This window comes from Shewanella sp. WE21, from assembly GCF_002966515.1.
In the GTDB taxonomy this organism is placed as follows: Bacteria; Pseudomonadota; Gammaproteobacteria; order Enterobacterales; family Shewanellaceae; genus Shewanella; species Shewanella oncorhynchi.
Genome location: NZ_CP023019.1, coordinates 2,311,602 through 2,336,012, shown reverse-complemented (window position 1 = coordinate 2,336,012; position 24,411 = coordinate 2,311,602). Strand labels below are relative to the sequence as shown.

Annotated in this window: 23 protein-coding genes; 22 read left to right on the top strand and 1 reads right to left on the bottom strand. The window is 48.9% G+C overall.

Annotated elements, in window-relative coordinates; all coding sequences use genetic code 11:
• Positions 1–144 precede the first annotated feature (144 nt).
• From recG to CKQ84_RS10030, 21 genes are all read left to right on the top strand, one after another.
• A complete protein-coding gene (gene recG / locus CKQ84_RS10130) occupies positions 145–2,220 on the top strand; it encodes an ATP-dependent DNA helicase RecG (protein ID WP_105251154.1) in 2,076 nt (691 codons plus the stop codon).
• A 203-nt stretch (positions 2,221–2,423) separates the two neighbouring features.
• On the top strand, positions 2,424–3,320 hold the full coding sequence (locus CKQ84_RS10125; protein ID WP_105251153.1) for a DUF3014 domain-containing protein: 897 nt from the start codon (positions 2,424–2,426) through the stop codon (positions 3,318–3,320).
• 337 nt (positions 3,321–3,657) lie between these two features.
• Positions 3,658–4,395, top strand: coding sequence for a beta-ketoacyl synthase chain length factor (locus tag CKQ84_RS10120; protein ID WP_105251152.1), 738 nt, complete (start codon positions 3,658–3,660; stop codon positions 4,393–4,395).
• Positions 4,388–5,263 (top strand): 1-acyl-sn-glycerol-3-phosphate acyltransferase, encoded by an 876-nt coding sequence (locus CKQ84_RS10115; RefSeq protein ID WP_173913171.1) that lies wholly within the window; start codon positions 4,388–4,390, stop codon positions 5,261–5,263. The genes CKQ84_RS10120 and CKQ84_RS10115 overlap by 8 nt, the downstream gene beginning before the upstream one ends.
• Positions 5,247–5,501 (top strand): phosphopantetheine-binding protein, encoded by a 255-nt coding sequence (locus CKQ84_RS10110; RefSeq protein WP_011787697.1) that lies wholly within the window; start codon positions 5,247–5,249, stop codon positions 5,499–5,501. Before CKQ84_RS10115 ends, CKQ84_RS10110 begins: the two co-directional genes overlap by 17 nt.
• A 9-nt stretch (positions 5,502–5,510) precedes the next feature.
• Positions 5,511–5,759, top strand: coding sequence for an acyl carrier protein (locus CKQ84_RS10105; RefSeq protein WP_014609665.1), 249 nt, complete (start codon positions 5,511–5,513; stop codon positions 5,757–5,759).
• A complete protein-coding gene (locus CKQ84_RS10100) occupies positions 5,759–6,307 on the top strand; it encodes a hypothetical protein (RefSeq protein WP_105251151.1) in 549 nt (182 codons plus the stop codon). Before CKQ84_RS10105 ends, CKQ84_RS10100 begins: the two co-directional genes overlap by 1 nt.
• Positions 6,304–7,668 carry an AMP-binding protein gene (locus tag CKQ84_RS10095; protein ID WP_105251150.1) on the top strand — a complete coding sequence of 455 codons (1,365 nt, stop codon included), beginning with the start codon at positions 6,304–6,306 and terminating at the stop codon, positions 7,666–7,668. Before CKQ84_RS10100 ends, CKQ84_RS10095 begins: the two co-directional genes overlap by 4 nt.
• Positions 7,661–8,068 carry a thioester dehydrase gene (locus CKQ84_RS10090; RefSeq protein ID WP_105251149.1) on the top strand — a complete coding sequence of 136 codons (408 nt, stop codon included), beginning with the start codon at positions 7,661–7,663 and terminating at the stop codon, positions 8,066–8,068. Before CKQ84_RS10095 ends, CKQ84_RS10090 begins: the two co-directional genes overlap by 8 nt.
• A complete protein-coding gene (locus tag CKQ84_RS10085) occupies positions 8,062–9,921 on the top strand; it encodes a glycosyltransferase (protein ID WP_105251148.1) in 1,860 nt (619 codons plus the stop codon). Before CKQ84_RS10090 ends, CKQ84_RS10085 begins: the two co-directional genes overlap by 7 nt.
• On the top strand, positions 9,918–11,492 hold the full coding sequence (gene hutH, locus CKQ84_RS10080; protein WP_105251147.1) for a histidine ammonia-lyase: 1,575 nt from the start codon (positions 9,918–9,920) through the stop codon (positions 11,490–11,492). The genes CKQ84_RS10085 and hutH overlap by 4 nt, the downstream gene beginning before the upstream one ends.
• On the top strand, positions 11,489–11,923 hold the full coding sequence (locus tag CKQ84_RS10075) for a thioesterase family protein (RefSeq protein WP_105251146.1): 435 nt from the start codon (positions 11,489–11,491) through the stop codon (positions 11,921–11,923). Before hutH ends, CKQ84_RS10075 begins: the two co-directional genes overlap by 4 nt.
• Positions 11,920–12,672, top strand: a complete 753-nt coding sequence (locus CKQ84_RS10070) for an outer membrane lipoprotein carrier protein LolA (RefSeq protein WP_105251145.1) — start codon at positions 11,920–11,922, stop codon at positions 12,670–12,672. The genes CKQ84_RS10075 and CKQ84_RS10070 overlap by 4 nt, the downstream gene beginning before the upstream one ends.
• Positions 12,673–12,674: 2 nt before the next feature.
• Complete coding sequence (locus CKQ84_RS10065) at positions 12,675–15,137, top strand: MMPL family transporter (RefSeq protein ID WP_105251144.1); 2,463 nt, start codon at positions 12,675–12,677, stop codon at positions 15,135–15,137.
• A gap of 23 nt (positions 15,138–15,160) precedes the next feature.
• A complete protein-coding gene (locus CKQ84_RS10060; RefSeq protein WP_105251143.1) occupies positions 15,161–16,450 on the top strand; it encodes an NAD(P)/FAD-dependent oxidoreductase in 1,290 nt (429 codons plus the stop codon).
• A 4-nt stretch (positions 16,451–16,454) separates the two neighbouring features.
• Positions 16,455–17,219 carry a DUF3261 domain-containing protein gene (locus tag CKQ84_RS10055; protein WP_105251142.1) on the top strand — a complete coding sequence of 255 codons (765 nt, stop codon included), beginning with the start codon at positions 16,455–16,457 and terminating at the stop codon, positions 17,217–17,219.
• A gap of 46 nt (positions 17,220–17,265) precedes the next feature.
• Complete coding sequence (locus CKQ84_RS10050; RefSeq protein ID WP_105251141.1) at positions 17,266–18,465, top strand: beta-ketoacyl-[acyl-carrier-protein] synthase family protein; 1,200 nt, start codon at positions 17,266–17,268, stop codon at positions 18,463–18,465.
• A 4-nt stretch (positions 18,466–18,469) separates the two neighbouring features.
• Entirely contained in the window at positions 18,470–19,003 is a 534-nt protein-coding gene (locus CKQ84_RS10045; RefSeq protein WP_105251140.1) for a hotdog family protein, read from the top strand.
• 111 nt (positions 19,004–19,114) lie between these two features.
• The gene (locus CKQ84_RS10040; RefSeq protein WP_105251139.1) at positions 19,115–19,840 is read left to right on the top strand and encodes a 3-ketoacyl-ACP reductase FabG2; all 726 of its coding nucleotides are present in this window, start codon (positions 19,115–19,117) and stop codon (positions 19,838–19,840) included.
• Entirely contained in the window at positions 19,841–21,100 is a 1,260-nt protein-coding gene (locus CKQ84_RS10035; protein WP_105251138.1) for a beta-ketoacyl-ACP synthase, read from the top strand.
• Between the two features lie 31 nt (positions 21,101–21,131).
• Positions 21,132–21,875, top strand: coding sequence for a hypothetical protein (locus CKQ84_RS10030; protein ID WP_105251137.1), 744 nt, complete (start codon positions 21,132–21,134; stop codon positions 21,873–21,875).
• Positions 21,876–22,352: 477 nt separating this feature from the next.
• Here the strand turns inward: CKQ84_RS10030 and CKQ84_RS10025 are convergent, their stop codons facing one another.
• On the bottom strand, positions 22,353–23,348 hold the full coding sequence (locus CKQ84_RS10025) for a hypothetical protein (protein WP_105251136.1): 996 nt from the start codon (positions 23,346–23,348) through the stop codon (positions 22,353–22,355).
• A 572-nt stretch (positions 23,349–23,920) separates the two neighbouring features.
• On the opposite strand from CKQ84_RS10025, the gene CKQ84_RS10020 reads away from it, so the two are divergent.
• Positions 23,921–24,376: a GNAT family N-acetyltransferase gene (locus CKQ84_RS10020; protein WP_105251135.1), complete on the top strand. Its 456-nt coding sequence runs from the start codon at positions 23,921–23,923 to the stop codon at positions 24,374–24,376.
• Positions 24,377–24,411: the final 35 nt, after the last annotated feature.

The window sequence follows — 24,411 nt, the reverse complement described above, 5'->3', positions numbered from 1 at the left end:
CAATTTTGTGGTCTTAAGGCCACAGAAGGATATTAGCTATGCTTCCAAACAAAATTTGATAACACCCTAATTCCCCTTGAGATTGCCTTACGCTTATTCTCTGTTAATATATGTATAAATTCACAGTGATTGAGTGCTAACGACTTGCAGCAATTGGATCTTGTTCCGATCACCGACCTCAAAGGCGTCGCCAAAAAGGTCGCGGAGAAACTCGCAAAGCTCGGCATCACAACAGTACAAGATCTACTGTTTCACTTACCCCTGCGCTACGAAGACAGAACCCAAATCTATCCCATTGCCGCCCTCAGCCTAGGCGGTTACGGCACTATAGAAGCTGAAATCCAATCGACACAAATCATCCAAGGCCGCAAGCGCATGCTGGTCTGCAATGTGCGCGACGATACGGGCAGCTTAAGCCTGCGCTTCTTTAACTTTTCCGTTGCTCAGCGTAATGCCATGCAAAATGGTTTGATGATCCGCGCCTACGGTGAAGTGCGCCGTGGTAGTCATCAAGCTGAGATAGTGCATCCAGAATATAAAGTGGTGTATCCCGGTGAAGATGTTCACCTGAGTGATACCCTAACGCCGATTTATCCCACGACTGAGGGCTTAAAACAGGCGAGTTGGCTAAAGCTGACGGAGCAAGCCTTGGTATTGCTGGAAGAGGGTGGCTTAACTGAGCTGCTGCCACCGCAATTGCAACCTAACAACATCAGCCTTAAACAAGCGCTGCAGACGCTACATCGCCCTCCTGCGGGGATCTCTCAGTTCGATTTAGAGCTAGGCCAACACCCAGCCCAGCAACGACTCGTGCAGGAAGAATTACTCGCCCACAATCTCAGTATGTTACGCCTAAGGCAGCGCAGTAATTTAGATGCAGCTGTCACCATGCAGGCCACGGGGCAGTTGCTCAATCCCTTCCTCGCTGCTTTGCCCTTTAAGCCGACTGGCGCCCAGCAAAGAGTCGTGGCTGATATAGGTAAAGATTTAGAAAAACCGCACCCTATGATGCGCTTAGTGCAAGGGGATGTTGGCTCTGGCAAAACCTTAGTCGCGGCTATGGCGGCATTACAAGCGATTGAAAACGGTTATCAAGTTGCCATGATGGCACCGACCGAGTTATTGGCCGAGCAACATGCAACTAACTTTGCCGCTTGGTTTGAGCCACTCGGACTTAAGGTAGGTTGGCTGGCGGGAAAACTTAAAGGCAAGGCCAGAACCCAATCCCTTGCGGATATTGAATCTGGCGCAGCCCAGATGGTGATTGGCACCCATGCCATCTTCCAGCAGCATGTAGTCTTTAGCAAACTCGCGTTAATTATTATCGATGAGCAACACAGATTCGGCGTACACCAACGCTTAGGCCTGCGGGAAAAGGGCGTGAACCAAGGTTTCCACCCGCATCAATTGATCATGACAGCCACACCCATTCCCCGCACGCTGGCGATGACGGCCTATGCAGATCTCGACACGTCCATTATCGATGAACTGCCGCCGGGGCGAACTCCAGTGACCACTGTGGCGATTGCTGATTTACGCCGTAACGAAGTGCTTGAACGGGTGCGTAACGCCGTCATCAGCGACCAACGTCAGGCCTATTGGGTGTGTACTCTGATTGAAGAATCCGAAGTGCTCGAATGCCAAGCCGCCGAAGACACAGCCGAAGAACTGCGCCTCGCCCTGCCCGAGCTCAATATTGGCCTAGTGCATGGCAGGTTGAAGAGCGCCGAGAAACAGCAAATCATGGCCGACTTTAAGGCAGGCATTATTCATCTACTGGTAGCGACAACCGTGATTGAAGTGGGCGTCGACGTGCCTAATGCCAGCCTGATGATCATTGAAAACCCTGAACGTTTAGGTCTAGCACAACTACATCAACTGCGCGGACGAGTCGGTCGAGGCGCCATCGCAAGCCATTGTGTGTTACTCTACAAGGCGCCGTTGAGCCATACCGCCACCCAAAGACTGAGTGTACTCAGACAAAGCAATGATGGTTTCATCATAGCGCAGAAAGATTTAGAAATTCGTGGCCCGGGTGAAGTGCTTGGCACTAAGCAGACGGGACTGGCTGAGCTCAAAATTGCCGATCTGGTGCGCGATCAAGCTTTGATCCCACACATTCAGAAATTAGCGAGCCATGTAATGGTGCAAGCCCCCGAAAAGGTCGATGCAATTATTTTACGTTGGCTCGGGCACAGGCAGCACTATGTGCAGGCTTAAGCCGTAAATATTAAAGGGTAAAGAACGAGGCGTAACATCTGCCTTTACTCGAAATAAATTGTTTATGTTCAGCTAAGCGCTATAGACAAGCGCATGGAAACTTGCAAAATGAACCTGCGGCCTTCAAATAGCCCGCTCTTGCACTTTAATGTTAGCTGCATGTATTCACCAAGTTACCTTGACACTCAAGCGAAGGATGTAAAATGCAAGTTAATCAAGATGATAGAATAACACCTCAAGAGACTTCTTCTAGCAGCAATCGCTTTGCGCTTTTTGCGATAGTGCTCGTCGTGCTACTTTCTGCCGGAGGATATTATTACTACAGCGGTGATTCTGACTCACCTAAACTCATCCCTAACGCCCCTATTGTATTGCCTGAAACACCGCCATCTGAACCTATGACGCTCGAAAGTGCGCCAGAGCCTGAAACCACAGAGACGACGCCTGCCGTTACAGAAACGAACATCAATAGCACTGAAACCACTGCAGTGGCAGAGCCTGAAGTTGTCGTAGAACCTGTGCCTGTGCTGGCTGAAAGTGATGCATTTGTGCAACAAAAAGCTCTCGCCATGATCAATAACAATGTGCTGAGTTCTTCGTTAGTGCAGCAAGATCTCGTCCGCCAATTTGTGGTATTCGTGGATAACCTAGCTCAGGGTGAATTAACCCGTAAAGTTAGCCCACTTAAAGGACCAGAGAAGCTGTTCTCAGTCTCAGAAATCACCAACAAAGTGTATTTAAATCCTGAGGGGTTCCACAGATACGACGCCTATGTTGACTCGATTGCCAAAATGGACGAACAGAGCTTAATCACAACTTACAAGCAACTGACGCCGCTCCTAGAGGAAGCTTTTACCGAACTCGGCTACAGCAACGCCAAATTTAACGACAGAATGCTGCAAGCAATTAAAATGTTACTCGCAGCACCTATTATTGAAGATCCGATTGAGCTGAATTCAATTAGCGTTAACTATCAATTCGTTGACCCTAACTTAGAGGCACTACCCAGTGCACAAAAACTGTTGATCCGTATGGGTCCAGAAAATACTCGCAAGTTGAAAGTAGCGCTGCGTAAAATCGAGAATCAATTGTCGCAATAGGTTATCAAGCTCATGCCAAAAGGCGCTCAGTGCGCCTTTTTTCATTTTAACCTGTAAGTTAAAGCATCTGCGAAATCAGATAGCCACTGCGATATTTGTTATTCAATGTCGAATAAGTGCTGTAAATCACAGCACTTGATCCCATTCCGTTAACCCGCACAATGCAAATGGCTTCATAAAAATAAGGGGCATAGTGTAGAATGACCACGCTGTAGAGGGCATTTCGAGCGTCATTCTTCTAACGCGTATACTCCTCACTATGGTATGACAATCCATTAATGTTCTAACTTAGTTAGGGATAACTAAGACAGCTTAAATTTAGTGTCGAGGCAAAGTAGTGCAACTAACATTCAGCATTCTCTCTTGGGGCGCTTGGGCCCCCCAATATCAGCACCATCAAAGTTGGCAAACTTGGTGCGAGAGTTCGGCTGAGCTCAATCTCGATACGCCACCACAGTCGGATACCACCGCTCCCGCACTCAAACAAATTCCCGCCATGCAGCGCCGCCGTTTTAGTCGCTTGACTAAGATGATGTTAGAGGTGAGTTTTCAGTGCGAAATGCCTGCAAATTGTCGCTCTATTTTTGCCTCGCGCCATGGAGAGTTGCAGCGCACCATTGGCCTGCTCGAAGACATTATCGCCAAACAGCCCTTATCGCCCTTAGGTTTTAGTCAGTCGGTGCACAACACCGCCAGCGGCATTTTTGGCATAGTGGCGGCCAATACCGCGCCTTCAACTTCAGTTGCGGCGGGCACAGAAACCCTGTCCCAAGCTATGGTCGAAGCCTTCGCCCAATTACATCAATCGCCAGAACCATTGTTATTGGTCTTCGGTGATGATCCAGTGCCTCCTGTTTACGATGAGTTTACCCAAGAATTTGAATTACCTTTGGCCCTAGGCCTACAGCTCGCGCCCTTCGATACACCCTCTTCGGCCAAGCTCACGGTGAGCCGCATTTCTAAAGCAACAGCTTTAAATCCGCTGACCTATGGTGCATTTATCCACGCCCTAGCGACGGCGCAAAATATTTCAGGCTGCTTATCCCAATGGCATTGGAGACTTGAGCATGTTTGATGCAGCCCACAGCCATAACGCCGCCAAGGATCATCAAGATTCAATACTCAATGCCGCTTATACCTTGCCGGAAACTCGCCGCGAAGGGCTGAATTATGTGCCACGTTGGCTAGGTGGCGTGAGTTGTTATATCGCCTTTGGCTTAGGTGGCTTATTAAGCTCCTTGACCATTCTGCCGCTACTGCGTTTTTGGCCAGGCACACCAGAGGCGCGGATTATTCGGGTACAAAAGGCCGTGCATTTAATGTTCAAAGGCTTTGTCGCCATGCTCACTTGGGCAGGTGTGATTAAGGTCAGCAGCCACGATGCACAAAAATTACATGATGCCAGAGGCGTTATCGTCATAGCCAATCACCCCAGTTTAGTCGATGTGGTGGTATTGATAAGTCTTATGCCCAATGCGGGCTGCATAGTCAAACAAGCTTTGTGGCGGAATCCATTTTTGCGTGGTGTGGTGTCCTGCGCGGGTTATATTCCCAATCGCGGCGCCGAACTCATGCTAGAGGATTGCCGCGAAGTGCTCGCAAGAGGCACCAATTTAATTATCTTCCCCGAGGGCACGCGTACGGTGGTCGGTGCGACCATTAACCACTTTGCCCGCGGCGCTGCCAATTTCGCCTTAAGGGCCGAAGCGGATATTTTACCTGTGGTGCTACGTACCAATGTGCGTGGTTTGACAAAGGAGCAACCTTGGTATGAAATCCCAAGGCAAACCATGGGAATGGCCGTTGAAATCGGCACAATCGTTTCTTACCAGAAGTACCAAGCAGCTTTAGGTGAGCATGCAAAAATGGCCCGGCAGCTGACGCGGGATCTTGAACATTACTATAAACAACAACTCGAAAATAATTATGAACTTAAACAATGAAATAAAACAGTTAATCATCGACTGTCTCGATCTAGAAGACGTCAGCATTGATGATATTGAAACCGATGCGCCGCTATTTGGCGAAGGTTTAGGCTTAGATTCTATCGACGCCCTCGAGCTCGGCTTAGCCATCAAGAAAAAATTTGATGTCAAAATCGAAGCCAATTCGGATGCCACTAAGGCCCATTTCCACAGTGTTGCCAGCTTAGCTCGCTTTATCGAATCACAGCGTCCATAGGAGAGGAATATGCAAAATCGTGAACAAATCCTCGCTATGCTGACCACTATTTTAGTGGACGAATTCGAAATTGATGCCGAGGCGATTACGCCTGAGGCCAACCTGTATGAAGAGCTCGATCTCGACAGTATTGATGCAGTCGACTTAGTGATAAAACTGCAGCAACTGACAGGTAAAAAGATCCAACCCGATGAATTTAAATCAGTTCGCACAATCAACGATGTGATTAATGCTATCGAAGGTTTAGTGAGAACCTAATGCGAGCCTTGCTACAGGTCTTAACCGCCCTAACTTTGCTGGCCTACCCCGTTACCGTGTATTTAGGGCTCAGTTACTTGCCTGCTGGCACCATAGCGCTCGTGCTGTGTTTATTGCTGATAGTGCGGCTAATGCTACAAAAGCAAAAGGTTAAGACATTAGTTTTACCACTATTGGTGGGGATTGTGCTCACGGCAGGCAGTTATCTTGCCAAGCGCAGTGACTGGCTGCTGTATTACCCAGTAGTGATAAATCTCACTATGCTGGCGCTGTTCAGTTATTCACTGCACACTGGCCCTAGCATGATCGAACGTTTAGCCCGTTTGAAAGAACCCGATTTACCGGATGAAGCCACTGGGTATCTTAAAAAAGTCACTCTACTTTGGTGCGGCTTATTTATCTTCAATGGCACTATGGCGGCTTACACCGCTGGCTTTACTAGCTTAGCAACCTGGACCTTGTATAACGGTTTGATTGCATACGTACTCATGGGACTGCTCCTCGGTGGGGAATGGTTATATCGCAGCTTTTGGTTGAAGAAAACATGACACAGCTACTCAAAAACTGGTTAACCCAAGGGCCCTTTGCCCAACAACTGATCAGCTTTAATCACCACGACATAGTCACAGGTGCCTTATTTACCAATCAGGTGGCGTATTTTTACGAGCAACTGCTGGCGGCGCCAGAGAAAAAATGGCTGCTCGCGAGTGATACCAGCGATCTGTTTGCTGTGGGTTTATGTGCGGCGCTGTTAGCAGGCAAGGAAATTATCTTACCAGCCAACACCCAAACGGGCACGCTGAGCGAGTTAACCCACCAGTTTGAAGGCATATTGTCGGACAAGCCATTGTGTGAAAGTCAGGCCTTTATTCTACTGAGAAAAGAGCTGAGCCTGCCGAGCAAGCCTTGGCCGGCGAGCGAGGCTATCGGTGAACTTGTGCTATTTACCTCCGGCAGCAGCGGCGAACCTAAGGCGATCCGTAAAACACTTCAGCAATTAGACGTTGAAGTCTCAGTGCTCGAACATACCTTTGCCGAACATTTACCCCATTGCAGTGTGGTTTCAACGGTTTCCCACCAGCATATCTATGGCCTGTTATTCAAGATTTTGTGGCCACTCGCCGCCAGTCGGCCGTTTTTAAGTGAGCAGATTGAATACCCAGAAACCTTAAGCTATTACACTGCCTTACTGCCAAACCTGTGTTTGATCAGTAGCCCTGCCCAGTTATCGCGTTTACCTAAGGCCTTAGAGCACGAGCGGCAGCTGCGCTCACCGAGCTTAGTGTTTAGCTCTGGCGGGCCCTTAAGTTTTGCGGCAGCTCAAGGGATCAGCCAATGCTATGGCCATCTGCCCATCGAAATTTTTGGTAGCACAGAAACGGGCGGCATCGCCTATCGCCGTCAGCATGAGGCCGATGAACCTTGGCAAGTGTTTGACAGAATATCGATAGATCAAGATCCTAACGACGGAGCCTTGCTACTTAAATCACCCTATTTGGCCGACGATGAATGGTTGCGCTGCGAAGATAAAATCGAACCAACCGAAAATGGCCAGTTTAGACTCAAGGGCCGACTCGATCGCATCGTTAAGATTGAGGAGAAGCGTCTATCGCTGGCGCAAATGGAAACGCTACTCTGCAGCCACGCCTATGTTGAGCAGGCCGCACTTGTGGTATTGCCGCAGTTTAAATCCCAACTGGGCGCTGTGATAACCCTCTCCGCACTGGGCCGCAGCGTGCATCAAGAGCAGGGAAAACTCAGTATCAACAATGCGTTAAAAGTACATTTACTGACGCAATTTGAGCGCGTCACCCTGCCACGCCGCTGGCGTTATCCCGATATTTTACCGCTTAACACTCAGGGTAAGCGTGTCACTGCCCAGTTAGTCGAGTTATTTGACCATGATTAAATCGAGTTTACCGCCGATCCTGTATTCCAATATCGGCATGGATAACATTGAATTACGTCTGTTAGTGGCGGCCGACCTTGAATATTTTAAAGGGCATTTCCCCGAACAGGCCGTGCTGCCGGGCGTGACGCAATTAGATTGGGCGGTGCGTTTAGGCTGCCAATATTTTGGTTATTCAGAGGCGGTTGCTAACTTAGAAGTGCTTAAGTTTCAGCAACTCATACTGCCGGGGCAAGAAGTCACCCTAAGCATTAGCAATAATGCGGCTAAGGGGAAACTCACCTTCGCCTATAGCGATGGTGAAAACCGCTACGCCTCAGGTCGTATCGCCTTCGATATCTCGCCCGTTAACAGCAAGCCTTCTGATACCAACAGCAGCGATGGGGCGAGCCAGTGCTAACACCTCCCAGCGACTTAGTTGAGTCGGCGCCCATTAAGCTCGCCTTAGTGATCCCCAATTACAATCACAGTGCCGCAATTGCCCAGACCTTGGCCGAACTCGCCCAATTTAATCTGCCCTGTTATTTGATTGATGATGGCAGCAATGACGAAACCCGTTATCTACTGCAATCCTTAGCCCAAACCTATCCTTGGGTGACTTTGCTGCTGCATCCTTACAACCGTGGTAAAGGCGCTGCTGTGATGACGGGCCTACGCCGAGCCTACCGCGATGGCTTTAGTCATGCACTGCAGGTCGATGCCGATGGTCAACACAATCTAGCCGATATTCCAGCTATGGTAGCAAGGGCACAGGCTAAACCCGATGCACTGATTTCAGGCAAACCCGAGTACGATGAATCCGTGCCTAAGGGCAGGCTCTATGGCCGTTATATCACCCATTTTTGGGTGTGGGTCGAAACATTAAGCTTTGATATTAAAGATTCTATGTGTGGCTTTCGCGTTTATCCCCTCGCCGCCACCGAGCGATTACTGTGCCAGCAAGCATTAACGGAACGAATGGATTTTGATATTGAAATCCTCGTCAAACTCTACTGGCAAGGGGTGGAAATTTTATTCCAGCCGACTAAGGTGATTTATCCCGAAGGTGGTGTTAGTCACTTTCAAGGTGTGGCCGACAATGTGCGCATCACTAAACTGCATACCAAGTTATTTTTCGGCATGCTCAAACGCCTGCCTTGGCTGTTGCAGCGAAAGCCGTTGCGACAAGCCGCGCAAAACTCCCATTGCTCGTCAGCAACATCATCAACTTCAGCCACCCATTGGTCGGGCATGAAGGAGCGCGGCAGTTACTGGGGCATCAAACTGTTAGCCGAGAGCTATCGTATTGGCGGCCATTGGTTGTGCCGCGCCATTATGTATCCGGTGATTTGCTATTTCTTTCTCACAGGCAAAGTCACCCGCGAAGCCTCGTTAGATTTCCTGCGCCGCGTGCAAACGCTTGAGCCGCAAAATCCTAAGCTCAATCAGCCCGTAGGCTGGCGCGATAGCCTGAATCACTTTTTAGCCTTTGGAAATGCCGCACTCGATAGAATCGATGCCTGGTGCGATCGCATTCAATTGAGCCAAGTGGATTTCCCCGATCGCCAAGTGCTGGCCGACCAACTCGAAAGCGGTAAAGGCGCCGTGTTATTGGTGTCTCACCTTGGCAATTTAGAACTCTGCCGCGCCATTTCAATCCACCAGCGCAAAGTCAAAGTGAATGTCATGGTGTTAACGAGCCATGCTGAAAATTTCAATAAGGTACTCAAGCAGTTAAACCCTGATAGCACGCTTAATCTTATTCAAGTGACCGAGCTGAATCCCGCGACGTCTATGTTGTTGCAGCAAAAGATAGAAGCCGGTGAACTGGTGGTGATCGCGGGCGATAGAACCTCGCCGAATACCCAAGGTCGCGTCCTGTACGCGCCCTTTATGGGCCAAGATGCGGCGTTTCCCCAAGGACCGTTTATTTTAGCAGGCTTACTCGATTGCCCTGTGTTTTTAATGTTTTGCCTGCGGGAACAGGGCCGTTATCGGGTGCATTTAGAACACTTCGCCGAAACGCTTAAAGGCCCAAGGACGGGCAGAATGGACAGGTTACAGCAGGCGGTAAATCGCTACAGCGAGCGCTTAGAATACTTTGCCAGACGCGAGCCTTTGCAATGGTTTAACTTCTTCGATTTTTGGCGTAAAGACAGCGAATTAGAACGCGTATCAGCCAATTCAGTACAAGCCGATGCTGTAACAGCAGAGTCAACATCACCGCAGATCCCAGAGCAGGATCATAAGACAGACAGGACTAGTCATTCATGAGCCACACCCAAGCCGCCGACTCAAAGAATCAATCAGACTTAAAGGCTGTTGAGTTCGGCCGTCAATTTATCACCTTAGAACAAGTGGTTGCCGTCGCCAAGGGCGCACCAGTCAAGCTCTGTGATGATGCGGATTATCAAGAATATATCCAAAAAGGTGCGCGCTTTATCGATAGCCTGCTGCACGAAGAAGGCGTGGTTTATGGTGTAACAACTGGTTATGGCGACTCTTGCACAGTCAATGTGAGCTTAGATCTGGTCCACGAATTGCCACTGCATTTAACCCGCTTCCACGGCTGCGGTTTAGGCGAGACCTTAAGCATAATGCAGGCCCGCGCTGTGATGGCTTGCCGTTTAAACTCCTTAGCCATTGGCAAATCTGGCGTGACCTATGAGCTATTAAAGCGCATCGAAACTTTGCTCAATCTCAACATAGTCCCTGTAATCCCAGAAGAAGGTTCGGTCGGTGCCAGTGGTGATTTAACGCCGCTGTCGTATTTGGCCGCCGTGTTAGTCGGCGAGCGCGAAGTGATTTACCAAGGTGAGCGCCAAGCGACTCAAGCTGTGTACGCTAAGCTCAACATTATCCCGCATGTCCTGCGTCCAAAAGAAGGCTTAGCCCTGATGAACGGCACGGCTGTAATGACGGCCTTGGCCTGTTTAGCCTTCGATCGCGCCCAATATCTTGCCCGATTAAGTAGCCGCATTACCGCTATGGCTTCGTTAACGTTAAAAGGCAACTCGAACCATTTTGATGAAATCTTATTTGCCGCCAAACCGCATCCGGGACAAAACCAAATCGCCACTTGGATACGGGAAGATTTAAATCACCACGAACATCCGCGCAATTCGGACAGGCTGCAGGACAGATATTCCATCCGCTGCGCACCGCACATTATCGGCGTATTGCAGGATGCGCTGCCGTTTATGCGTCAGTTTATCGAAACCGAAGTCAACAGCGCCAACGACAACCCGATTGTCGACGGCGAAGGCGAGCATATTCTCCACGGTGGCCATTTTTACGGCGGCCATATCGCCTTTGCGATGGATTCGCTGAAAAATACTGTGGCTAACTTAGCCGATCTTATCGATCGCCAAATGGCGCTAGTGATGGACCCTAAGTTTAACAATGGCTTACCCGCTAACTTATCCGGCTCAACCGGCCCGCGCCGCGTGATTAATCATGGCTTTAAAGCGGTGCAAATTGGGGTATCGGCGTGGACAGCAGAAGCGCTCAAGCACACTATGCCCGCCAGCGTATTCTCGCGCTCGACCGAATGCCACAACCAAGACAAGGTGAGCATGGGCACTATTGCCGCACGCGACTGTATGCGCGTGCTGCAATTGACCGAACAAGTCGCGGCGGCAGCCCTGCTCGCCATGACCCAAGGTATTGGTTTACGTATCGCCCAAAATGAACTGGACGAAGCCTCGCTCACCCCTTCATTGGCGAAAACCCTCGCTCAAGTGCGCGGTGATTTTGAGACCTTAATCGAAGACCGACCGCTTGAAGCCGTGCTGCGCCAAACCATAGCGAAAATCCAAGCGGGCGAATGGGAAGTGTGCCGATGAAATCATTGCTCACTATCGATATAGAAATGCAAATCCCCTTCCACGATGTGGATTCCATGGGGATCACTTGGCATGGCAATTACCTGCGTTATTTCGAGATTGCTCGCTGCAAACTGCTCGATGAGCTGGGCTATAACTACCGCCAAATGCAAGCATCTAACTATGCGTGGCCAATTATCGATTTGCAGATTAAATACGTCAAAGCCAGCACCTTCGAGCAAAAAATCACAGTGCGCGCAGAGTTAGTCGAGTGGGAAAACCGCTTAAAAATCAGTTATCAAATTCGCGACGTTGAAACGGGTGCGCGCATCACTAAGGGTTACACCATTCAGGCAGCAGTCGATATGAGCACCCAAGAATTGTGCTTTGTTACCCCAGAGGTGTTCCGTGACAAAATAGCCACCCTGCTCGCTAAGGTTGAAAACCAATGAATGCCGCGCTAACACACATCAAGCTTATGCTTATCCTGTGTTTTTGCAGCGTATGGATATCGGCACAGTGCAAGGCTGACACATCGACAACGGCAGTTTCTGCCAGCAATTACCAGCAACTATTCAACCAACCTGCGGATAAAGCACAGCTTGTCGCCTTAAGCCAAAAGCTTAACTTGGGCGAAACGGTGAGAGGTCAGTTTGTACAATCTCGGCAGTTAAAGGTGCTCAAAAAGCCGTTAATCAGCCAAGGTCAGTTTATCTTCGATCAGACCCAAGGGCTGATTTGGCAGCAGATAAAGCCCTTCGAATCCCTGCTGATTTTAAAAGATAAGCAACTGATTCAGCGCGATAGCCAAGGTCGAGTCCAAGTCAGCAAGGCCGATGCCTCGGCGAGCGCCGCCGCTATGGGCGATTTATTACCCAGCCTAGTGCGCGCTATGCTCGGCGGTGATATTTCCGGTTTAAGTGAAAACTTTGAACTGCACTTCCTCATAACAGAAAGCTTGAACACAGACGGCCAATGGCAATTAGGCCTAACGCCCAAAGATCCCTTAATGAAAAAAGCCATCGCCAATATGGTGTTAGAAGGTGGCGATACCTTGCAATCCTTAGTGCTGCTGAGCGCAGCGCCGAATGTGAGCCCACAGGATATGACCCGCATCGACTTTAGTGCGCTTTCCCAAGGTAAACTCAGCGAAACCGAATTGACGCAGTATGCTGTGGCGATAGAGGCGAATAAACCTTAACCATGGCTGCTAATTTCACCGCGCGCGCCAATCAAGCGCTAATACAATCATCCCCTAAATGGCGCCTCGCCATTTGGTTGCTATTGATGCTGTCTGCCAGTCTATGGACGTTGCAACTTTGGCAAAACGGCGCAAGGGTGCAGAGCGATATTCTCGCCATGCTGCCCCATTTACAGCAGGACAAACTCACAGAGCGCGCCCTTAACCAAGTAGAAGCCACGCTTGCCGATCAAGTCTATATTGCGCTCGTCGCCAAGGATGAAACCACGGCAATCGCTGCAGCTAAGCTGTTGATGCAAAAGCTTGAAACTGACCTTGTTGCTACTGGAAAAAATGCTGCACTTACAGATATTCGCAGCGCCGATATGCAGCTCGGTGAAGCCTTGGGGCAATACTATTTCCCCCACAGATTTAAATTACTGACAGCGCCACAAGCTGAGGCGTTAGCAACGAAAGACATTGGAAATCTGATTGAAGCGGCCACCGCACAGCTTTACAACGCCTTTAGTTACGCCAATAGCAACTTACTTGCGCAAGATCCACTACTGTTATTCCCCGCCAATTTACTCGCCCTCGCGCCAAGTTCAAAAGTCAGAGCCAGCCAGAGTATTCTACTGGTTAATCAAGGCGATAATGTCGCTGCGGTTGTTATGGCAAAGGGGCGAGAAAGCGCTTTTAATCCCAATGCGCAATTGGCGCAGATGACGGCATTAACAGTAGCTTTGGATGCCGTTGAAAAAAACTATCCCGATATTACCCTGCTTAAGGCTGGCGCCCTGTTTCACGCGATTGCGGCGACCCAAACGGCTAAGAGTGAAATCTCGATCCTTGGTCTTGCATCCTTACTCGGGGTGATAGCCTTAGTCTGGCTGGCGTTTCGCTCCGTAATGCCGCTACTGCTGGCAATCGTCACCATTTCCAGCGGGCTGTTGCTGGCCGTGACTTTTACCTTAAGCGTATTTGGCGAGCTTCATTTACTCACCTTAGTGTTTGGCACTAGTTTGATTGGCATTGCCATCGACTACAGCTTTCATTTTTACTGCGAGCGCTTAAGCGATACCGAGCGGAGCGCTCAGGCGACGGTCGCGTATATCTTCCCCACTGTGACGCTTGCCTTTATCACCAGTGCCTTAGCTTATGTGGGCATAGGTTTAGCGCCGTTTCCAGGAATGCAGCAAGTGGCGATTTTCTGCGCCGCGGGGCTGCTCGGGGCTTATCTCACCCTCATTCTCGCCTACCCACTGTTAGCGGGAAGTCGTTTGCCATCGGGCTCCCACCCATTAGCGTTAGCGGGGAAGTACCTTACCAACCTCACTCAGTTATCCAACAGATTGACCACGCCTTTAGGCATGAGCATGTTTGCTTTAGTGATAGTGGTGTGGTGTCTGGTTGGCGTAACCAAGTTAACCGTCGATGACGATATTCGCCATTTGCAGCAAAGCCCCGCGAGCGTGACTGAACCTGAAAATCAGCTCAGGCAGCTACTCAGCGGCGGCACAGATAATCAATTCTTACTGGTACGCGCCGCGAGTGAAGAGGCACTACTACAACAGCTTGAGCGAGTGTCGCCCATGCTCAATGCTGCCATAACAAACCAAGAGTTAGGCAACTACGTCAGCCTCAGCCGGTATCTTCCCAGCCATCAAAGGCAAGACACGGCTTACCGCTTACAGGGCGAAATCTATCAAACTCAGATAGATACTGTACTAACAGGCCTTGGGTTGGATGAGAACTTAAAGCCAGAGCTGCAAGCAAGCTACTTAGCAGCTAAAGACCAATATATCGCCCCAGCGGATTTCTTTAAGCTAGAGGCAGGCAAGCAACTCGCACCGCTGTGGCTAGCACCAAATGGCAACGCCACCGACTATGACGCGATAAATGATGATGGTGGTGCACTAAATGATGGCGGCGCGAGCGCTGAGCATGGTGCCATTGTCTTGCTTGGCGGCATTCAGCAGATCGACGCGCTCAAGGCGCGCTTTGCCAATGTTCAAAGCGTACAACTTATCGATAAAGTCGCGGATATCTCCGCTGTCATGGGCCATTACCGACTGTTAACCCTAAAGCTGTTAGCGCTCGCACTCGGTATCGCACTCTTGTTGTTTAGCCTGAATTTTGGCATTAAAAAAGCCGCGGTTGTCGTTGCCGTTCCAGCCCTTGCGGCCTTGCTAACGCTTGCAACCTTAGGCTTAACGGGCTCGCCGCTGAGTCTGTTCCATGCACTCGCGCTCATTTTAGTTTTCGGGATTGGGATAGACTACAGCTTGTTCTTTGCCTCTGCTCAAAACCACGGCAAGGCAGTGATGATGGCGGTATTTATGTCCGCCTGCTCGACCCTATTAGCCTTTGGTTTACTCGCCTTTAGCCAGACCCAAGCGATTCATTATTTTGGTTTAACCCTGTCACTAGGTATAGGTTTAACCTTTTTACTTTCGCCACTGATTTTAACGACTAAAAAGTCCTGATAACGACAAGGAACGTACTTTACATGCCTACACCCGCTCACGATTTATCGGCTATGCCAAATTCACTTGCCGTCGATGTGGCTATTATCGGCGCAGGACCTTCAGGCGCCATTGCCGCCAGCTTGCTACACCAACAAGGCAAGCGCGTGCTGGTGTTAGAAAAACAACATTTCCCCCGTTTCTCCATCGGTGAAAGTTTACTGCCCTGCTGCATGCAGTTTATCGAAGAAGCCGGCATGTTAGATGCGCTCAATGCCGCCGGATTCCAACATAAAAATGGCGCCGCCTTTCGTCGCAATGGCACTTACACCACCTTCGATTTTACCGATAAATTTACCCCAGGGCCGGGCACCACATTCCAAGTGCAGCGCGCCAGTTTTGATAAACTATTAGCCGATACAGCCCAAAGCCAAGGGGTCGACATCCGCTACGGTGAAACCGTCGAGGCGATAGATTTAACCGAGAATCCATGCTTAATGGTGCGCAATGAACAGGGCGAGCTTTATCAAATCAGCGCCCAATATGTGCTTGATGCCAGTGGTTTTGGCCGTGTGTTACCCCGCTTGCTCGACTTAGAAAGTCCATCTTGCCTACCACAGCGCAGCGCCATCTTCACCCATGTGGAAGATAACATCAGCGATCCCAGTTTCGATCGTAATAAGATTTTAATCAGCGTCCACCCTGAGCATAAGGACATTTGGTATTGGCTCATTCCCTTTAGCAATGGCCGTTGTTCACTCGGCGTAGTGGCAGAACCGCAATTACTTGCGCGTTTACAAGGTTCGCTTGAGCAACAATTGATGAGCATAGTCAATGAAGAACCAGGACTAAAAGCCCTACTGGCAAACGCTAAGGTGGTGCAAGAATGCGCCACTCTCAAGGGCTATTCCGCCAATGTGTCACGCCTTGCGACCGACAAGTTCGCCCTACTGGGTAATGCCGGTGAGTTCCTTGATCCGGTATTTTCCTCCGGCGTCACTATCGCCATGCAATCGGCATCGATGGCGGCAAAATGTGTGACTAAACAACTCAATGGCGAAACGGTTAACTGGCAAGCCGATTACTCAGCGCCTTTAATGCAGGGGGTGAATACCTTCCGCACCTATGTGCAAGCTTGGTATGATGGCCGCTTTCAGGATGTGATCTTCTATGAAGAACCGAATCCACGCATCAAGCAAATGATTTGCTCGATTCTGGCGGGCTACGCTTGGGACCTCAATAATCCCTTCGTTAAAGACTCGGAGCGCCGCCTGAACATGGTGGTCGAATTGTGCCAAAACCAAGTTCCCATTCCTGAATTTGCAGAGGCGTAACCGCATGTCGCTTAACTTTGACGCGAAATGGCGAGTGTTCCTCGCGCTACTGATCATCAGTCTAGGGCTGACGGGATGTAGCGAACTGCTGTTCAGGCAAACCTGTGTCGGCCTCGCTAAAGACATGCGTTATTGCTTGGCGCCACTGCCCCATGATTTTGCCCCCGCAGCCGATAAGCCTCTGATTAAACCGACGGCCAAACCCGCCGACATTAGCAGCCAGCAAACCGACAGCAAAGTTAAGCTAACTTCGCCCCAGTCCTTTAGCCAAAAGGTCAGCATTAAAGTGGGTGATAAGTCCCACGAGTTACTCACTCAATTAGAGTTAGAGGATGAGCGCATGACGCTCGTGGGCTTAGCACCACTCGGACAGGCTTTATTTACCTTAGTTTATGATGGTAATACACTCAGCAGTGAACAAAGCGTGCTGCTAGGGGACAATTTTAAAGCTGAGTATTTAATGGCTATGATGCAACTGATCTATTGGCCTGAGCAGAGTATTCGCGCCCATTTAGAAGGTGGTCATTTAGTCACAGGCCTTTGCGATACGGTTGGGAGAAATCAGGGCGATACGCTTGAAGGCACCCGAGTGAATACAATCCCCTGTCGCCAGATCTATAGTCAAGATACCTTGATCAGTAAAAGCGGCCAGCAAACCCATGTGGTGCAAATTCGTTATCAACAAAATATCGGCGATGCTCTTTGGCAAGCCCACATCAGCTTAACTATGCCACAAGCTAAATTTGAGCTAGAAATCGAACCTATTTAATCTGTTAGCATCCGCACTTAACTGTGCCATGGTAAAAAGACACACAATGATGAACAGAGTAGCTATTACACAGATTGGATTGTGTACCCCGCTAGGGCAAGATCCCCAGCAGGTTTTAGATCGCCTGATCGCCGGTGATACCAGTGCGATGCTGCGCAGTGACACTCTCCTGTTCGAGCACCCAACCTTAGTTGCCCCCGTGACGGCAGCACTACCAACCATTCCCGAAAAACTCATTCAGTTCGATTGCCGTAACAACCAATTACTGCTGTGCGCCGCACTGCAAATTGCGACCACAGTTGAACAAGCGAAACGGGATTTTGGTCATGCCCGTATTGGTGTAGTGCTAGGCACAAGCACGTCAGGCATATCTAAAGGCGAAGCGGCACTTGCGTATCGAAATCAACACGGATACTTTCCCGCGGATTACCACTATTTCCAGCAGGAGCTCGGCAGCACCAGCGACTTTTTACGCCAGTATTTTGAGCTCGATGGTCCTTGCTACACAATTTCAACCGCCTGCTCATCCAGCGCTAAAGTGTTTGCCAGTGCCAAACGCCTATTACAGGCTAACCTCTGCGATATGGTGATTGTCGGCGGTGTCGACAGTTTATGCCAACTCACAGTCAATGGTTTTCACGCCTTAGAATCTGTCTCGAAAGGCCACTGCAATCCTTTTAGTATCAACCGTGATGGCATCAACATCGGCGAAGGCGCGGCGTTATTCACCCTCACTTTGGGCGAGTCAGAGGTCATGCTAGCGGGTATTGGCGAGTCGAGCGATGCGCACCATATGTCGGCGCCACATCCCGAAGGCGCAGGCGCGATCAAAGCCATGCACGCGGCGTTGCAAGATGCACACATTGCAGCAAAAAACATTGGTTACATAAACTTACACGGTACAGCCACGCCTAAAAATGATGCGATGGAAAGCCGCGCCGTGGTTGAGGTGTTTGGCGTGAACACGCCCCCTTGTAGCTCGACCAAGCCCTTAGTCGGCCATACCTTAGGTGCCGCTGGCGCCATTGAAGCCGCCTTCTGTTATTTATTACTTTCAGCACATAATCACCGCCAAGCCCTGCCGCCCCATGAATGGGACGGACAAGTCGATCCACAGGATCCGCCCATTGCATTGGTCGAGCGCCATCAAGTCGCCGCTAAGGGCGCGCTTAATTATGTGATGAGCAATTCCTTCGCCTTTGGCGGCAGTAATGCCAGCCTGATTTTCTGCCGTAACGAGGCCTAGTACCATGCAGTTACTTAAGATTAACCAACCCTTTGCCGAACAGGATATTGCCGATTTTATTCCCCATAGGGCACCGATGATTTTGCTCGATAAAATCATTGGCTATCGGCGCGATAACCTAGAGACCGAAGTCACTATCACGGCGCAGAGCCCTTATTTCGATGATAAATATCAAGCCGTACCCAATTATGTGGGTATCGAATATATGGCTCAAAGTATTGCCGCCCTTGCTGGGGTTGAAGCAAAGCTTCGCAATGATAAAATCCGCGTGGGCTTTCTATTGGGAGCGCGCAAATTAACCTTGTATGCCAAGCAATATGAGCTCGGGCGCACCTATCGCACCCAAGTCAGCCGCCTCTATCAAGAGGAATCGGGATTAGCGGTATTCGATTGCCAAATTTATCTGCTGCCCGAAGCCGGCTCTAACCGAGAAAAGAGCTTAGTGGCCCAAGCCAATGTGAATGTGTTCCAACCTCAGGACACACAAGCCTACCTTGCAGGCAATCAAGATGCGGCAAATAGAAGCCTTGGGCACTAAAGCTATGATGTAGATAAAAAGCGTTAAAGCGCCTTAACAAGCGACCTTTTTACCATAAATACATGAAACCCCATACCGACACATAACGATAAAATGGGGTGGAGAAAACAGATGAATAACAGAGTATTAGTTACCGGTTCGAGCCGCGGTATTGGTAAAGCCATCGCCCTAAAACTCGCCGCTGCGGGTTTCGATATCGCCCTGCATTACCACAGTAACCAAGCAGCTGCCGATGACACTGCCGCGCAAATCCGCGCGCTTGGGGTGAATGTGAGCCTGCTGAAATTTGATGTGGCCGACCGCGCAACCGTCAGAGCCGCCATTGAAGCCGACATCGAGGCCAATGGTGCCTATTATGGCGTGATCCTCAATGCTGGCATCAACCGCGACACCGCCTTTCCTGCTATGACAGAAAGCGAGTGGGACAGCGTCATCCACACTAACTTAGACGGCTTTTATAATGTCATCCATCCCTGTGTGATGCCTATGGTACAAGGCCGCAAGGGCGGGCGTATCATCACCTTAGCTTCGGTTTCTGGGATTGCGGGCAACCGTGGCCAAGTGAATTACAGCGCCTCAAAAGCGGGTATTATCGGCGCAACTAAGGCATTGTCATTAGAACTGGCAAAACGCAAAATCACCGTCAACTGTATCGCCCCCGGCTTGATTGAAACCGACATGGTGGCCGATATTCCTAAGGATATGGTCGAGCAATTAGTGCCGATGCGCCGCATGGGTAAACCGAGTGAAATCGCCGCCTTAGCCGCATTTTTAATGTCTGACGATGCCGCCTATATCACTCGCCAAGTGATATCGGTCAATGGAGGCATGATCTAAATGAGCGAAGCGACAAATCAAACCCGCTTAGGGAAACGAGTGGTCGTCACTGGCATTGGCGGCATTACCGCCCTGGGCCATGATTGGGAGACGATAGCAGCGAGCCTTAAGGCGCAGAAAAACTGTATCGTCACTATGGACGAATGGGATAAATACGATGGCCTCAATACACGCTTAGCCGCCCCCATTACCGACTTTGAAGTGCCAAGCCATTATTCGCGCAAGAAAATTCGTTCTATGGGTCGGGTTTCTATCATGGCGACCCGCGCCAGTGAACTTGCATTAATCGATGCGGGGTTGTTAGACGATCCTATCGTGTCCTCGGGTGAAATGGGTATCGCCTATGGCTCGTCCACTGGCAGTACCGATGCCATCATCGCCTTTGGCGATATGTTGAAAACCGGTGATATGTCGGGCGTCACCGCCACGAGTTATATCCGCATGATGGCACACACCACAGCGGTAAATGTGGGGGTATTTTTCGGCTTAAAAGGCCGAATTCACACCACTAGCAGCGCCTGTACCTCGGGGAGCCAAGGCATAGGTTACGCTTATGAAGCCATCAAATACGGTCATCAAACCTTAATGTTGGCGGGCGGCGGTGAAGAACTCTGCCCCACAGAGGCTGTCGTGTTCGATACCCTGTTTGCCACTAGCACTAAAAACAGCACCCCCGAACTCACGCCACGCCCCTTCGATGCAAGCCGTGATGGCCTCGTGATTGGCGAAGGTGCTTGTACACTGGTACTCGAAGAGCTAGAACACGCCAAGGCGCGCGGTGCCAAGATTTACGCTGAGTTAGTCGGTTTTGGCACGAATTCAGATGGCCAACACGTCACCCAACCAAACGCGCAGACCATGGAAATCGCTATCAGGTTGGCGCTCAAAGATGCCCAGCTTGAGCCTAGCGCCATAGGTTATGTGAACGCCCACGGCACGGCAACGGATCGCGGTGACATCGCCGAAAGCCACGCGACCCATGCAGTATTTGGTGCTGGTATGCCGATTTCATCCCTTAAAAGCTACACGGGCCACACCTTAGGCGCATGCGGTGCACTAGAAGCTTGGGTGAGTATTGAGATGATGAATGCAGGCTGGTTTGCGCCGACACTCAATCTTGAAAGTATCGACCCACAATGCGCCGATTTGGACTATATCCGCAACGAACTGCGCCCAATCGACACAGATTATGTCATGAGTAATAATTTCGCCTTTGGCGGTATTAATACCTCGCTGATTTTTAAACGCTGGGCCCAATAACGACATATAAAAACCACATAAGGACATCACCATGAAACCACTCTTTGCAGGTATGCTGCTTAGCATCAGTTTATTAAGCTCGCCTTTATTGGCTCAGGAATATACGGTTGAAACCTATCAAGAAATCTTTAAGGGTGATAACCAATTCAAGCAAAAAGAAGCCATTGAATCACTCACCATCGCTGGTTTATCCGATCCTGCCATTTTTGATGCGCTCGAAGCAAAGCTACTCGCATCTTTGCCCCAAGCCACTGAAAAAAATGCCATTGACTACAGTGCTTGGTTAGTCAAAGGCTTAGCTTATTCAGGCAATGATAAGTACAGCGAAACCATCAACAAGATTGTTAATGGTGATTATCCTAAAAAACTCAAAAAATACGCAGGTCAAGCTTTAGAAAACATAACGATATATAAAAAATGGAATGCGATTCTTGCGGATAAAAGCCAATATACTGCCGATCAAAGTCAGCAAAATAATGCCTTCGCCAATGCCCTACGCAGCAATGATTTAGAATTAATGCGTCTCGCGGCTAAACGCATCATGGATGACCGCCAGTACGATGATTTTATCCTAGCCGTACTCAGTAACGAATTGAAAACACCACGCTTAATGGCCAATGACAAACTCGCCATCGATACCTATGCCAACATGGCAAAAGCGCTAGCTAGTTCAGGGAATACCGCTTACCGCGATGTGATTGAAAATATGGCAACCGCAAGCTCAAACAAAAAACTCAAAAACTACGCCGAGAGTTATTTGAAGAAGTACTACTAAACCTACCCGTTTAAGCTTAATAGAACAAATCATGGCCGAGCTTATACTCGGCCATTTTTATATCCGTTTGGATCACTTTTTAAATTAAAAGAAAATTTGCTATTGTCCTTAGCATTTGCTGATATTCGCCTATACAGGCTTGCCATGACATTCACTCACAACACTGTGAAAGAAACTTAGGGAATCTAAGTTGATAAACGAAAGTTACGGAAGGCGAAGAGGCAGTTAAACATAGATATTGTTCAGAGTGAGGCCAACCATGGTACCGGCTCGACGACACGCAGCAAGTCCATCCCTGGATGCTCGACCGCCCCGTCCATGGGGCGGACGGTCGTCTCACCAATCACCATGGTTTGCCTTTCGAGCATCAGCGTAACCTTAGGTTCAAAGACTAGAGCTAACATTTAGCGATGACAATTTAAAAAAAATAACAAATGCCAATACCACACATTCACAGTTCACTTTTAGTCATCCAATTTACGCAAGTGTTACCACGTCTACTGGCACAACAGGCTCAAAGCCTTTTGTCGGCTTAAAGGACATGTTATGGATAAAATTTCGCATGCTGTCAGAAGGATCTATTAAATCCATATTCAAACTATCCAAAGTGCTCCTTGATACATACACCGACAATATAGTTTGCTCTTCAAGATATCCAGTAACCTTGTTTAACAGCTTATCGGTAGCATTAATCAACACAAACTCGTCAGGCAAGATTGCAAAAGTTTCTCTAGCTACGCGCAGAACTGAACTACATACATAGTCCTGATACAATTCGTTGAACTTACCTACAGGCATTTTCTTAACTGACAATTTACCGCTTTTAAGCAACGATTTTTGCTCATTTGGAATAATATCTGCGCCACGAATATTTATATTTATGGTTAGAAGATAATTCTCCAATACTGAAAAATGCAAACTAGAACCTAAAGTGTCTAACTCGCTAAAAGGATTAAGCTCTTTAATCATGTTAATTCTTGCTTCTGGCTCACCAGCTATAAGCAAATTAGCTTGCTCAACACTTTCCGCCCACTCTTTATAATTCTGCTGCCACTTTTCAAGTGACAACTCAAAATTAATTTGATCTTGCTTTTTAGCAGACTCAATTGCGACATCTAGAACTCTCAGCTTGTTTTCAATACGTTTAAATAAACGGTCAAAAAAACTCGGTTGATATTGTTCTTTTTGACTAATCGCCTCCGACTCTAATCCTTTGATGAAAATAGGTTTATTCGGTTCTGCTATAACTGCAACTTTTTCCCAATTAATGCTATCACCACACTCTTTGTGCATCGATTGAACAATTTCTATATAATTTTCAAAAAATTCTACATCATACGCGGCCTGTTCTAACTCTTGCATTTTTGCATATTCTTTATGTCTAAGTGCTAGCTCTCTCTGAGACTTTTTAGCATTTCGTTCGACTTTTTTAGCAGCTGCATTGATTGCTCTAACAGTACCTTTCCACCCCATATCCACCTCTGTTAATTATAATTATTGCTAACGTATTAGTAGTTATTCGCCGCGCTAAATTTGGGGGAATTCATGACGTTGATTTACTGCACTCCGCCCCTAAATTCAGGCTAAAACTCCTACCACAGGCAGAAACAGGACAACTACTCTTTTATGCTTTAAGGACGATCAGACAACTCTAAAGTCAAAAGAATATACCATCACCTCGGAGTTGCCGCAGGGCGAATAGACAAATTGCGTGAGTTCGGTCATGGATGACCGACTAGCTTTCGCAGGTGCAGGGACGCATCCTTCGGAAGCGATAGCAAATTTGTCAATGAGCACAAGGGGCTTTCAACTCCGTTGGGGACGCCGGGGGATATCCAAAAGGGGAACAGGCGCTTTTCCCCTTTTGGTCGGGTGTGGGGTGAAGCCCCACGACTTTGATTCTGGGTTTAGCTTTAGCTAAAGATAAAAACTCTTGGCCTACCCTTTGCTTATCCACCGCAGCGTTTACCCCTAAAAAGAACTAAACGCGATAACACTATGATGGATAAGCAACAACAGAGGGAGTTTCAATCTTGAGAAAGACGATGAAAATTATACTAGATGATCTAAAAGGGCCTGAAATTGCAGCACTTTTAACAGAACACCTCGACGATATGCGGGCAACCTCCCCGCCTGAAAGCGTTCACGCATTAGATCTTGATGGCCTGCGTCAACCCAATATTCGCTTTTGGACCCTGTGGGATGGCAACAATTTAGCGGGCTGCGGTGCACTAAAATGGTTAGATACCGAGCACGCCGAGATCAAATCCATGCGCACCGCTGCGCCCTATAAGCAGCAAGGCATCGCTTCTAAAATATTGCAGCACCTGATCAACGACGCTAAAGCTGCTGGCATTAAACACCTGAGTCTAGAGACAGGTTCGATGGACTTCTTTAACCCCGCCCGAATGCTCTACACCAAATTTGGCTTCGAAAGCTGCGGCCCCTTCGACACCTATCAACTCGATCCCAATAGTGTGTTTATGACAAAGAAAATCTAAAAAACATGCGCCTTAGTCTTTGAAATTCATCTCTA